The organism is Moorena producens 3L (assembly GCF_000211815.1).
Classification (GTDB): domain Bacteria; phylum Cyanobacteriota; class Cyanobacteriia; order Cyanobacteriales; family Coleofasciculaceae; genus Moorena; species Moorena producens.
The window spans coordinates 277,081-289,474 of record NZ_GL890823.1 but is presented as its reverse complement, the minus strand read 5'-3'; the positions used below and the strand labels follow the sequence as shown (position 1 = coordinate 289,474).

Sequence of the window (12,394 nt, the reverse complement as noted above, 5' to 3'; positions counted from 1 at the left end):
CAATTATGGAATAGGCACTTACCCTGTCTGTTATGTGAATGGGGGCTGGTAATAATTTACTGTTAGCTAAACTGCTAGTACAGCAAGAGGGATTAGGTTTAAGTAAAGAAGCTGGTGAGCATATCCAATATGTAGATATCAGCCCTTTTATCTATTCCCTGTTTGCTGTGTTTGGCATTACAGCAGTTTGCAATTCAGTTAGGTACAAATTTATGGATTTTACTGTCCGTAGATTGCTAAAAACTGCACTACCACACACTTATTTCCACCATAGTGATCGCATTTGCCGATCACTTATATGCGATTGACAGGCAGGTCACGCTACACGAAAACATTCCCGATTCCCAATTCCCGATTCCCAATTCCCGATTCCCAATTCCCGATTCCCGATTCCCGATTTCCTAACTATTCCGATATTGACGCAGTCGCTAATAGTCGAAACCACAGCACTTGACTTGCTAGCCACCCTTACCATGTTTACCACTATTACCACGCTTTCCTCCCGATTCCCGGAAATTGTCAATTTCTCTTTTTTACCTTATACTAGTATTATCGGAATAGTTAAAGCAGGGTCAACTGATGAACAAGTGCGTTGGAACTACTGAAGCAGCATCTCTATTAGGAATTTCTTCTCGACGATTGCGCCAACTCCTAGACAAGGGTCGCGTCCGGGGTGCCTATAAAAGCGGGAAATTCTGGATTATTCCTCTGTTCAACAATTTGCCGCAAATTACTAAAGGTAATCGTGGACCAAAGGGCAAATGGCGCACTAGTCGTACGACCGCTTTAGCCAAGATTAATGTCAATCGCAATCACATTGGCTCAAATATGAAAAAAAGCCCGGAAGACCGGAAGCCAGTGATTTCAGTAAAACGAAAGGGAACCAATCTCTACGGTAATGAGGTAGAAATCCTCGGTCCTTGTAAGATTGTGTATCAGCCGGATAATCCACTCGATTGTGGCGCTCGTTTGTGGATTGAAACCTTTAGTGATATTCACTTTATAGGTGGGAGTTTTCCGGCTAGTAGTTGAGGGCGTTAAGGGATTTGGGACTAGTCAAAATATCTATTTCATTACTCGGCGTTGCATCAAGACATTGAAGTATGAAAGCGCGATCGCATAGCCCGGTAGCTCAAGCTAATGGCTTGACTCAGCTAGCAGTATATTGTGGTAAAGTTATCACCAAAAATAGTTATAGCGTTTATTGCATGTATGAGGTAAAGTAAGCAACCTCAAAGTCCCCCTTTTAAGGGGGATTTAGGGGGATCCCTTGGTACCTCATGGGAAACAGAATTGCTATATAACTCTTACTTACAACCATTCCCCTCACAGCTTTGATACCGATCAGGAATAGTGAATTCACCACTAATTTTGGATTCGATTGGAATCTTAACCATGTATGGCTTAGCGGAACCATACCTCTGAAGTAAATGTTCGTAAATAGTATCAAAAATCTTTAATCACCCTGTTTATTATCAATAAGCCCAATTTATTATCAATTATTGGCCGTGTTATCCTTGGTCGATTTGAGAGTACTCTAAATTATGGTTGCGTACGCAATCCGAATTGGATTTTTGTTCAAAGTCAGCGGAAAATTCGTTGACTTTGAACAAAAAAAACTTCTTTAGGATGGGATTTATTCTAATTTTCTAAAAAAATTGAGTTAATAATAATTTTGTCTGTTACCATTTATACAAATTACCTGATTTATGAGGTTTTACATGAGATTTATGAGGTTTTACATGAGATTTATGAGGTTTATGAGGTTTTACATGAGGTTTTACATGAGGTTTTACATGAGATTTATGAGGTTTTACATGAAATTTATGAGGTTTATGAGGTTTTACGTGAGGTTTATGAGGTTTTACATGAGGTTTTACATGAGGTTTTACATGAGGTTTTACATGAGGTTTTACATGAGGTTTATGAGGTTTATAATTTGAAAAATACTTTACAATTTACGAGTAAATTGGCAAAGGCCAAAATTTAACGAGAAATCTAGATGAAACTTAACAAGATTTTGAGGAACTTCTTCATTGTTTTTATTGGGTTCCTTATGACACTCAACTTAATGGCTAGTCCTGCATTAGCATCTACCCCAATCCCACTCGAGGATTTTGGTAGTTTTGAAGTGTATGCCAATGACGAAAGCGGTGTTGCGGTTTTCGACCCCTCCCTTCACTATGGAGAGTATGGAGATTACTTTTTTGATGCAGAAGGTGTATGGCAAGGAGGATCCGCCACTCCTGAATGTGATTGGTGCGGAGATCCAAACTGGGAGAGTCAATATCAAATGTTATATCCTGAATATGATTCATTTTCTCTGATTGTTGATTGTAGCAGTGGACTAAATTATGAAGATTGCAGGACTCCCGAGATTCCATTGTTTGAGGATGAAAAATGTGTATTTAAGATGAACGATGCACCGGGTGGCTATGGCGACAACACAGGTTTTGTAACTGTTCACTACCAACGTAATGAACTAACAGTTTAGGTGCTGTCTGACTGACAGAAGTATCTGAAAGCATGGGTATCACTAGCATAATCTTAGTTTATGCTAGTGATACCCATGCTAAGGCTTACTTAATTGTCCATTTTTCTGAAACTAACCATAATAAAGCGATCGCCTTTATACTTAGCGATCGCTTTTCTACTTAGGGATCATTTTTGCTTTTTCCGTACCAGAACAAACGCATCTAAATTCCAAAACCCTTATCCAGTAAATATTTCATTATTATATCGGGGAGTGTCAACTCTGAATTAGACTCGGTGGTGCGTTACGGTGCGGACTATTCCAATGCTGGCTACGAGGATAAAAATCGGCGTTGCTGATTATGCGTATGGTTTTGCCCCCCTAGCCCCCCAATTCTGGGGGGAACAAAACTATGAAAGTCCCCCGAGCGAGGGATTGCTCGCTCGGGGGATTTAGGGGGCTTTAATAAAACCAAATTATCGCACATTCATTCCTTAATTCAGCAACGCCTAAAAATAAGGACAAGTCCGCCCCTAACACACCCTACGCACTATTGCCTTATTTCGCTTCCATCCAATTATCCCCAGCATGTATTTCCACAACCAAAGGAACAGTCAACTCAACTGCTGATTCCATAGTTTCTCGAATTTTTAGCTGCAATTCTTCCCATTCATCAGGGGGAATTTCAAAGATTAATTCATCATGGACTTGTAATAGCAACCGCGCCTTATATTTCTGTAACTCTTGATAGAGTTTAATCATGGCAATTTTGATGATATCAGCGCTAGAGCCTTGAATCGGGGAATTAGCTGCTGCTCTTAATGACCCAGCATCATAAGGATTGATACTCTTAAGTTTATCTAGATCAATCTGATCGAGAGGCTTACCTTGCAGCCTTCTAAGACTGTTACCACCAAAGCTAAAGTAGCGGCGGCGTCCGAGTATAGTTTCTACATAGCCTTGTGCGATCGCTTTTTTCTTAGTTTCCTCTAAATAAGCAAACACTAGAGGATAGCGTTGGTTCAATCGATCAATAAATTCTTTTCCTTCAGCTGTCGATACCTTAGCTTCGCGAGCAAACCGTTGTGCTCCCATGCCGTAAATTACGCCAAAATTAATTATTTTACCCAAGCGCCGCTCTTCAGCAGTAATGTCTTCTTTATCAAATAACATTTGCGCTGTCAAGGTATGGACATCCGCTTGAGTTTGATAAGCTTCCACTAGCACTGGCTCTTGACTCAAGTGAGCTAGGATTCGTAACTCAATTTGGGAATAGTCAGCAGATACCAACAGCCAACCGGATTCTGGAATAAAACCCTTCCGAATCTGGCGACTAAAATCAGTACGAATAGGAATATTTTGTAAATTAGGACTAGATGAAGATAATCTACCAGTTGTGGTCACGGTCTGGTTGAAATCCGTATGTACTCGTTTAGTATCAGAACGCATCAGTGCTGGTAAAGCATCCACATAAGTAGATTTCAATTTAGATAAGCTACGGTATTCCACAATAGCATCTACTACGGGATGGTCTCCTTGTAATTTAGCTAATATAGTAGCATCGGTAGAGTAACCGGTTTTGGTTTTACGAGACTTCCTACGATCTAACCCTAGTTTCTCAAACAGTAACTGACTGAGCTGTTTAGGGGAACCTAAATTAAATTCTTCTCCAGCATCTTGATAGGCTTGCTGCTTAATTGCCACTAAATCCTTTTCCAGCTCTTGAGAGAACTGTTGCAGATAATCCTTATCAATACGAATCCCCTGGTATTCCATCTCAGCTAATACCGGTTCCAGGGGTTGCTCTACTTCTAGCAACAATTGCTGCAATGCTGGAATTTGCTCCAATTCCTCTCGCAATTTAAAAACTATTCCGAAGGTGGTATAAGCATCCATCCCACAGTAATCGGCTACAGTAGGAATGTCTAAATCTCTGATAGTTTTCCCTTTTGGAACCAAGTCATTATAACTTTGTGCTTCTATTCCTAAATAGTGCAGCCCTAGGTCACTAAGTTTATGGCTAGTTTCGGGATTGAGTACATAACTCGCTAGCATGGTATCGAATACCACTCCTGCTAGCTGAATCCCGTTACAACGTAAGACTAGTCGGTCGAATTTACTATTTTGTAATACTTTGGGATAATCTGAGCTTTCTAAAATTGGACGTAGGGATTCTAAGACAATATCCTTGTCTAAATTAGTCCCATCCTTATGACCGATAGGAATATAAGCAACATCAGTAAATTCTTTTCCCCAACAACAGCCAATCCCCACCAACTGAGCATCTCGTGGTTCCAAATCACTGGTTTCTGTATCCCAAGCCACAGGATTTCCAGCATCGGTATAGTATTTCAGCTGTTCAACTAATTGATTGAGCTTGTCTACAGTATCGATAATTTGTGGTTGAATCGAACCAGTATTAGACCCTTGCTCTTGAAACTCTTCCGTTTCCGCTACACTGAAAAAGGAAATATCATCATCTTCCTGAGTATCAGTATCACTATCAGTATTTGAAACAGTATCACTAACAGTATCATTTGGGGCACTAGTTTCGATATCCTCTAGCACTACGCCACCAAAACGCTGCTGAAGTTTATCTATTTGACTGATAAATGACTTTAATTCTAATCGCTCCAATAGCGGTTTGAGCACTTGAGGATCGAATCCTTGGAGCTGACATTGGTCTAAATCAATATCGATAGGAGTATCAAATCGTAATTGAGCCAAATAGCGAGCATGTTCCGCATCTGACTTACCTACTTCCAGCTTTTTCTTAACGGCACCCTTAATAGTATCAAGGGAAGCATAAATATTATCCAGGTTTTGGTATTCTTTGAGTAACTTAACTGCAGTCTTTGCTCCGATGCCCTTAACTCCAGGAATATTATCGGATGGATCCCCACAGAGGGCTTTATAATCCACGACTTGAGAGGGTAATACTCCCAATTTTGCTTCTACTTCCTCTAAGCCATATTCCGTTGGGCCAACTGTAGCACTCCCCCTAGAAAACGGACCACTGAGATATAAAACGGTAATTCCTTTGTCTGGAGCAACTAGTTGAAATAAATCGCGATCGCCAGATACAACTTTGACACGATAGCCTTGATCAATAGCTTGGTGAGCTAAGGTTGCCAATACATCATCAGCTTCATAACCAGGAGAAGTTATTACTGGGATTCTTAACCCTTGTAGTAACTGCTGGAGATTCTTGACATCTGGTAAGAAATCTTCTGGTGTTTCGGTGCGATTGGCTTTATAAGTAGCATCGGCTTGTTGGCGAAAGGTGGCTTCTTTGGTATCGAAAGCAATTGCGATCGCATTCGGGTTTTCTGACTCCATTACCTCTAGCAAAGATTTAATGAAGCCAAAACAGACACTGGTCGGAATTCCAGTTTTAGTCCGTAATCCACCCTGACGACTTTTGGCAAAAGCAAAATAGGAGCGAAAAGCCAGAGAATGACCATCAATTAGGATCAGTAGGGGGGATGCTACCATTGGGGAATCATCAGGGACCGGGGGAGAGTTCTCAGAAGAAGTAGATCTGGGCATAGCCCTATTGTAGCGGTATTGTAGCGATTGGTTGTTTGTTGGTAGCTAGGGAATTCCGGATTAACTCAGACTGATCAGGTAATTAACTAAGAATGAATCGTTAACGGTCTAGGGTCTATGTTAACTGGCTAATGGTATCTCAACTATAGTTAATTAACTACTATTCCGTTAGAAGCCTAGTTATATCATTGGCTTTGCGTTCGCGTAGCGTGGCCTACGGCCAATCCCATTAAAACCACTGACTTAACTCGGATAAATACTATATAGTTAACTCACTACTATTCCGGTAGGGTGCTGGTTGTATGATCGGCTTTGCGATGAAGCGAACGCGCCCCGCGTGGCCTACGGCCTCAGCTTCCGCGCTTATGCGATCGCATGGAATAGCCATGTGTTGATCACAGCTTACTCACTAACTCTACCGGGAAGGTGTGTTATTAACGAAACCTGAGCAGTGTTTTGCTCACAGCTTACTCAGTAACTCTACCGGTAAGGTGCGTTATTAAAGAATCCTAGCAATTCAGCACCTTTGTGGTGTGTCTATTTTTGCGTAAGTCCTGTTGATGATGAAGGCATCAACTTTTGTTTTATGGAGTATAAGAAACAACTATACCGAATTGGACAGCATCAATCCTAGCCAGGAAACTTGCTAGAAATAGTCTACGATTGTTTCTAACGTCATGCAGAATCAAAATATGGCAATTTTGTCAAATACTTGTTACGATTCTTCATTAAAGGTCAGATAGGTTAACGGTTGATACATTTACCGATACCTAGGGTGACCATGACTAGGGCTGCTCTAGCCAGCCAAAACCCATGATTAGTTTTTAAGGAGCTCAACTATGTCTAAACCTGTAGAACTTTCCCTGGAACAAAAATTTAACCTGCGGTCCTTTGAATCTCAGGTCCAGAAAATGAGCCGTGAGCAAGCTCAGGAATTCCTAATCAAACTCTATGAGCAAATGATGATGCGTGAAACAATGTACAAAGAAGTCCTAAAACACGAGTGGGGATTATAGCTAAAGCCCTAGTCTGATTGTTATTGGCCTTAATTGAGCCGCGACCTCCTTCTCTTGCTCAATTCCGTAGGTAGGAAAGGAGCTGGGGATGCTGGGGCGTCAACTCGAATTATATTAAGATTTAATTAAAATTAAAATTGATTGATTCAACTTATTGTTAACTAATATCATCAGCGTAAGTATTATCACCGTAGGCTTGCTTAAAGGGAAGTCTTCAGCCTTCAGCGTTCAGCCGTCAGTAGACGTAACAGATATTAAACGAATGCTTACCTGTTTTATTCACAAGGTGTTCGCGTAGCGTGCGCGTAGCGCTAATCGCTGTTCGCTGATATCTGATAGCTTACGGATTGGCAATACCCCAATTCACTCTAGGGCAGCCAGGATGAATAGTTGATAAATTTATATAAAATAATCCCAAACTATCTAAAACTATCTAAAGTAATTGTAAATTGTTCTAGTCTGAAAGAAACTCTAAGAAAAAGCGATCCTCCCTGCATATGTTTCAGCATTGCCTAGTCTGCACCGACTTCTCCGACGGTTTATATCGGCTAGTAGATTTTGTCCCCAGTTTAGCGGCTGGTGGGCTCAAGAAAATCATCTTCTGCAACTTTGTTCCGCTTTGGGAAGAGGGAGAAATACCTCGTATTGATGAAGAAGGAATAGAACAAGCTCGCCGCCGCTTTGAAGAGGGTTTGACCAATATACCTGAAGGGGTAGAGGTTCACATCGAAGTGACCTCAGGTCGTCCTAGTGACAGTATTCCTAAAATCGCCAAACGTTACGATGCTGATGTCATCCTGATTGGCACGCCAGTGCGCAGCTTATTACAAGAAAAGCTTTTCGGTAGCACTACAGCAACCTTGACCAAGGAATGTAGTACACCATTGCTAATGCTGCGACCACAACTGATTTCAGCTTACACCTGCGAAGAACTCGATCTACGCTGCAAACATCTATTCCGGTATTTACTAATTCCCTATGACGGCACTACAGCCTCGAACTATACCGTCGAAAGGGTCAAAGAGTATGCTAAACAAGCACCAGATAACTCAATCAAGCAGTGTATGCTGTTGTGGGTAGTCAGCGAAGGGGGGCGCAGAGAATTATCCAAGGACCCTCAGTTACAAAAAGCTCAAGACAAGCTAGAACCAGTAAAAGCAGAGTTAGAAGAGCTGGGCTTACAGGTCAATACGGACGTGCGAGTGGGCAATCCCCGTGAAGAGATTTTAGACACAGCCTTAGAATTTGATATTACTGCGATCGCAATCTCTTCCGATCACAAAGGAAAATTCTTAGATTGGTCAGTGCGTAGCTTAGCCGGTGATTTAATGCGCAGCAGCTGGCACCCTGTTCTCTTCTTTCCACCACAAAGCTAGGATCGAGAGTATAGGGTTTTATGCAGAGTTCTAATAAAATAAAGCCGTTCCACTTTGATAGTGAATAATAAATCCAACATATGATCAGAAAGATTAGTGGTTGGCGAAGATTACTAGTGGTGTGCATCTCTGTGGCGCTAGCTTTTACAGCTTTTCCTGCGCCATCTTATGCTACTAGTCCTGCGATCGCTCAATTTACCCCATCATCTCGTTTAGAAAACATCTCATTTGAGAACCAGGTAAAATTTCAACTTGCTGCGGCTACAGACAATTGCCGCAAAGTGGTGACTAGAGGCAGTGATCTCAATGTCCGCAGTGGACCCGGTAGCAATTACCGGATTATCGGTTTTGTCAAAAACGGGTCTGAGGTTACCCTTGAGCAAATAGTAAACCAAGACTGGGCAAAAATTTCTTCTCCCTTGTCAGGTTATATTTCTCAGCGGTATCTCCAATCCTGTCCACCACCACCTAAACAGGAATGTCGCATAGTTTCGACCAATACTGGCAGGGGTCTGAATGTACGTCAGAGTCCTGGTGGTAAGATTATTGGTGACTTGGACAATGGCGCTAAAGTCACTATCGTCAATACCATTACTGATGGTTGGGTACAGGTTGTCTCTCCCCTAAAAGGTTATGTTTCCGACCGGTATCTTAAACCCTGTCCACCTCCTCCTCCGAAAGAAGAATGTCGTCTAGTTTCGACTAAGGGTAACCCGCTCAATGTGCGTGCGACCCCCGGTGGTACCATTGTCGGTGTTGTAGAAAATGGTACTAAGGTCACTATCAAGGGTACTAGTACTGATGGTTGGGTACCGATTGTTTCGCCCCAGAAAGGTTATGTGTCTGAGGCATATCTTCAACCCTGTCCCACCGTCAAAGAACAGTGTGGTACAGTTACCACTCGTGGTAGTGATCTGATCGTGCGTTCAACCCCTGGTGGTCCCAGTATCGGTACATTAAAAAATGGTACTGAGGTCAAGATTGAGAGTATAGGTGCCGATGGCTGGCTGAAGATTTCAGAACCCATAATCGGTTATGTGTCTGGCCAGTTTGTTACGATAAAACCTTGTCCAACACCACCACCATCTGAAGAGAATTGTCGGCAAGTTTCAGCACCACAGGGTTTAAATGTCCGCAAAGCACCGTCAAATGATGGCGAGATTATTGGAATTCTCGCTGATGGTTCTAAGGTAACGATTGTTAATCGTGGAAATAATGGCTGGGTTCCTATTTCTGCGCCCTTACAAGGTTACGTTACTGGCAAGTATCTGATCTATTGTCCTGAGTCTAAGCCAGAAGAGGAGTCAGAACCAGTGGGTTAACGCTGAGATCTGGCTGAGATCTGGCAGCATTGTCGATCTAGCGATGCAGCTAAGATTGTAGGGTGCGTTAATAACGCACCCTACTGCTGATCTGTAAGTATCGAGCATGCACGTTGTTATAAGCTATAATTCTTTAACCATTCAGCTATCAGCTATCAGCTCTCAGCTATCAGCTCTCAGCTTTGGAATCAAACAAGTAAGCATTGCTTTAATCTCTGTTAAGTCAGCTGACGGCAGCTCAAGTAGCTTGGCCATTCCCCTAGCCTGGCCAACGGCTGACCGCTGACTGCTGAATGCTTACATAATTTTAAGTCCACTTCCGGAAAAATGTATTGTCTTTCCAAGCAGAAGCTGTCCGTGCTTCAATAGCAGTCATTTGTTCTGAACTCAACGATTGAAATGCTTGGGCTACTTTAAAATTTGATTCTAATTGCTTGACGGATTCGGCAGCAATAATACAACAATGTACTCCCTCCAGAGACAAAACATAACCCATAGCTTGATCCATTCCATCTAAGACACCATTTTTGAATAACCTGCCATAAGCCGGAACTTTCATAGCAACGACTCCTACATTTTTCTCTCGCGCCACTGGTAAAACAGTTTTGGCAAAAGGACGAGGATGATGAACATCTGCCGCATTGAGAGAAATTAAGGTGGTATCAAAGGGATAGCGCCGCAACCCTTCTGCAATCACATCCGGTTCGTGATGTCCGGTAATACCTAAATATTTTACAATTCCTTGTTCTTTTGCTTCTTCAAAGGCTTTGATAGCGCCATTGGGACTAAAAATCTGATCTAACGTTTCGTGAAAAGAAACATGATGTAATTGCCATAAATCGATAGAATCAGTTTGAAGGCGTTTAAGCGATCGCTCTAACTCTCGCCAAGCCCCATCTCGATCTCGTTGTGCTGTTTTTGTTGCTAAAAATAGATTAGAGCGATAAGCGGGTAATACCTTACCCATATATTCTTCGCTGGGGCCATAACTAGCCGCCGTATCAAAATAACGAATTCCAAACTGTAACGCCGCTTCAATTTGGGCGACGGCATCAGCTTCTCGATTCATCTTCGACAAAGGCGTTTTTCCTGCACCTCCCAATCCAAAGATTGGAACTTTCACCCCCGTTTTACCTAACACTCGTTCTGGCATTGTAGCTGCTGTTGGCAGTTGAATAGCTGCTGTTGCTGACAGTTGAGACTGCTGTTGATGCCATGCTGCACTTCCAACAATACCACCCGCAGCAGCAACACTGGTCACGATCAACTGACGTCGAGTTGTTTTACGTGTCATCGCTCGCCTATTTTACAGTAGGTTTGCCCGTATTTTAGCCTGGTTTCTGCAACCTAAGCATATGCGCTACGCGCACGCTACGCAAACAGCTGACAAAGTACTTGTCGCCAAGATTGCTAACTTTATCTATTCCAATGGTGGAAACATTATCTACGCCGATAAACATACAGGTTTGGCAACTGGAATTAAATCAGGAAAAAAAACTTAAACTCTTATCCCTGTATTGATGCAGCCCTTCCCTATCAGCAACTGTATCGCTTTATGATAACACTAAAAACTCCTCAGATATCTTGACACTGTTCCCTATTCCCTATTCCCTGTTCCCTTTTGATATCAATCTTATGTTTACCTATCACATAAAAATACTATATATAGCAGTCGCCAGGGCAGTTAGGACATGACAAAAGTCTCAAAGCTAAGTATAGCAATAGTTTTACTTCTGACTTCTGACTTCTGACTTCTGACTTCTGCTATATTCATAGTAGCTGAGGAAATTTTAGATGGACTTTACCTTAGGGCGTCAAGGGTTTTACACAGAAATAAATCAGCCAGATGACCAAATTCATTTGGCAAGAGCAGCGCTTTACATAGCTGAGGAAGAATACCCGGATCTGGCTATTGATGATTACTTGAATGCCTTAGATGTGATGGCATCTGAAGTAGAGGAGCGTTTGCCTGAGCAACGCTATCCCCTGCGAGTGATTAAAACTCTTAATCAGTATTTCTATGATGACCTAGGATATTCGGGCAATAGCAGTGATTACTACGATCCCCGTAATAGTTTCCTAAATCAGGTCATGGATCGGCGCACAGGTATTCCGATTAGCCTTTCGGTGGTGTACCTGGAAGTCGCTCGACGCCTTGATTTTCCCATGGTTGGTATTGGGATGCCAGGGCATTTCCTAATTCGCCCAGAGTTTGAGCAGGTGGGGATCTTTGTAGATGCTTTCGATGGTGGTGAGATTTTATTTGAACAAGATTGCGAGGAACGACTAACCCAAATTTATGGTCATCCGGTAACCCTACAACCAAGTTTCCTAGCACCGGTGAGTAATCGGCAGCTGTTAGCAAGGATGCTCATGAATCTTAAATTGATTTATCTCAATGGCCAAGACTTACCTAGAGCGCTAGCCGCAGTTGAGCGCATGTTGTTGCTGTTTCCTAATGCACCGGTACAACTGCGGGATCGGGGGCTGATTTACTCCCAGTTGGGATATTTATCAGAAGCATGCCAGGATTTAGAACGTTATTTGGAAATCCTGCCCCAAGCTGAGGATGCTGATATCATTCGTCGGTTACTAAAACAGATCGGAAATGAGTAAAGGCTTCTATGGATGGGCATGACTAATCACCAATTCCCTAAT

The 12,394-nt window shown here is 42.3% G+C and carries 13 protein-coding genes; 11 read left to right on the top strand and 2 right to left on the bottom strand.

Annotated features, from left to right (window positions below; genetic code table 11):
- Positions 1-273: 273 nt before the first annotated feature.
- From LYNGBM3L_RS48305 to LYNGBM3L_RS48300, 6 genes are all read left to right on the top strand, one after another.
- On the top strand, positions 274-405 hold the full coding sequence (locus tag LYNGBM3L_RS48305; protein ID WP_267871973.1) for a hypothetical protein: 132 nt from the start codon (positions 274-276) through the stop codon (positions 403-405).
- Between the two features lie 11 nt (positions 406-416).
- Positions 417-605 (top strand): hypothetical protein, encoded by a 189-nt coding sequence (locus tag LYNGBM3L_RS44865; protein ID WP_161603119.1) that lies wholly within the window; start codon positions 417-419, stop codon positions 603-605.
- The gene (locus LYNGBM3L_RS02815; protein ID WP_008178821.1) at positions 580-1,032 is read left to right on the top strand and encodes a MerR family transcriptional regulator; all 453 of its coding nucleotides are present in this window, start codon (positions 580-582) and stop codon (positions 1,030-1,032) included. The genes LYNGBM3L_RS44865 and LYNGBM3L_RS02815 overlap by 26 nt, the downstream gene beginning before the upstream one ends.
- 643 nt (positions 1,033-1,675) lie before the next feature.
- Positions 1,676-1,990 (top strand): hypothetical protein, encoded by a 315-nt coding sequence (locus LYNGBM3L_RS42675; RefSeq protein ID WP_008178819.1) that lies wholly within the window; start codon positions 1,676-1,678, stop codon positions 1,988-1,990.
- A gap of 12 nt (positions 1,991-2,002) precedes the next feature.
- Complete coding sequence (locus LYNGBM3L_RS02805; protein ID WP_044492054.1) at positions 2,003-2,494, top strand: hypothetical protein; 492 nt, start codon at positions 2,003-2,005, stop codon at positions 2,492-2,494.
- 32 nt (positions 2,495-2,526) lie between these two features.
- The gene (locus LYNGBM3L_RS48300) at positions 2,527-2,658 is read left to right on the top strand and encodes a hypothetical protein (RefSeq protein WP_267871972.1); all 132 of its coding nucleotides are present in this window, start codon (positions 2,527-2,529) and stop codon (positions 2,656-2,658) included.
- Between the two features lie 373 nt (positions 2,659-3,031).
- On the opposite strand, the gene polA is transcribed toward LYNGBM3L_RS48300, so the two are convergent.
- Entirely contained in the window at positions 3,032-6,022 is a 2,991-nt protein-coding gene (polA, locus tag LYNGBM3L_RS02800; protein WP_008178813.1) for a DNA polymerase I, read from the bottom strand.
- Between the two features lie 839 nt (positions 6,023-6,861).
- On the opposite strand from polA, the gene LYNGBM3L_RS02795 reads away from it, so the two are divergent.
- The 3 genes from LYNGBM3L_RS02795 (at position 6,862) to LYNGBM3L_RS02785 (ending at position 9,736) form a co-directional block, all read left to right on the top strand.
- Positions 6,862-7,038 (top strand): NblA/ycf18 family protein, encoded by a 177-nt coding sequence (locus LYNGBM3L_RS02795; protein WP_008178810.1) that lies wholly within the window; start codon positions 6,862-6,864, stop codon positions 7,036-7,038.
- Between the two features lie 497 nt (positions 7,039-7,535).
- Positions 7,536-8,414, top strand: a complete 879-nt coding sequence (locus tag LYNGBM3L_RS02790) for a universal stress protein (RefSeq protein WP_008178808.1) — start codon at positions 7,536-7,538, stop codon at positions 8,412-8,414.
- A gap of 80 nt (positions 8,415-8,494) precedes the next feature.
- The gene (locus LYNGBM3L_RS02785; protein ID WP_008178805.1) at positions 8,495-9,736 is read left to right on the top strand and encodes an SH3 domain-containing protein; all 1,242 of its coding nucleotides are present in this window, start codon (positions 8,495-8,497) and stop codon (positions 9,734-9,736) included.
- Between the two features lie 307 nt (positions 9,737-10,043).
- On the opposite strand, the gene LYNGBM3L_RS02775 is transcribed toward LYNGBM3L_RS02785, so the two are convergent.
- Positions 10,044-11,030 carry an aldo/keto reductase gene (locus LYNGBM3L_RS02775; protein WP_008178801.1) on the bottom strand — a complete coding sequence of 329 codons (987 nt, stop codon included), beginning with the start codon at positions 11,028-11,030 and terminating at the stop codon, positions 10,044-10,046.
- Positions 11,031-11,091: 61 nt separating this feature from the next.
- On the opposite strand from LYNGBM3L_RS02775, the gene LYNGBM3L_RS45395 reads away from it, so the two are divergent.
- A complete protein-coding gene (locus LYNGBM3L_RS45395; RefSeq protein ID WP_008178798.1) occupies positions 11,092-11,238 on the top strand; it encodes a hypothetical protein in 147 nt (48 codons plus the stop codon).
- Positions 11,239-11,530: 292 nt separating this feature from the next.
- On the top strand, positions 11,531-12,352 hold the full coding sequence (locus LYNGBM3L_RS02770; RefSeq protein ID WP_008178796.1) for a SirB1 family protein: 822 nt from the start codon (positions 11,531-11,533) through the stop codon (positions 12,350-12,352).
- Positions 12,353-12,394: the final 42 nt, after the last annotated feature.

Bases quoted from the DNA above. Each gene is read 5' to 3' on its own strand.
- LYNGBM3L_RS02815 (WP_008178821.1), top strand. From the start codon at position 580: ATGAACAAGTGCGTTGGAACTACTGAAGCAGCATCTCTATTAGGAATT.
- LYNGBM3L_RS02805 (WP_044492054.1), top strand. From the start codon at position 2,003: ATGAAACTTAACAAGATTTTGAGGAACTTCTTCATTGTTTTTATTGGG.
- LYNGBM3L_RS48300 (WP_267871972.1), top strand. From the start codon at position 2,527: ATGGGTATCACTAGCATAATCTTAGTTTATGCTAGTGATACCCATGCT.
- polA (WP_008178813.1), bottom strand. From the start codon at position 6,022: ATGCCCAGATCTACTTCTTCTGAGAACTCTCCCCCGGTCCCTGATGAT.
- LYNGBM3L_RS02795 (WP_008178810.1), top strand. From the start codon at position 6,862: ATGTCTAAACCTGTAGAACTTTCCCTGGAACAAAAATTTAACCTGCGG.
- LYNGBM3L_RS02790 (WP_008178808.1), top strand. From the start codon at position 7,536: ATGTTTCAGCATTGCCTAGTCTGCACCGACTTCTCCGACGGTTTATAT.
- LYNGBM3L_RS02785 (WP_008178805.1), top strand. From the start codon at position 8,495: ATGATCAGAAAGATTAGTGGTTGGCGAAGATTACTAGTGGTGTGCATC.
- LYNGBM3L_RS02775 (WP_008178801.1), bottom strand. From the start codon at position 11,030: ATGACACGTAAAACAACTCGACGTCAGTTGATCGTGACCAGTGTTGCT.
- LYNGBM3L_RS45395 (WP_008178798.1), top strand. From the start codon at position 11,092: ATGCGCTACGCGCACGCTACGCAAACAGCTGACAAAGTACTTGTCGCC.
- LYNGBM3L_RS02770 (WP_008178796.1), top strand. From the start codon at position 11,531: ATGGACTTTACCTTAGGGCGTCAAGGGTTTTACACAGAAATAAATCAG.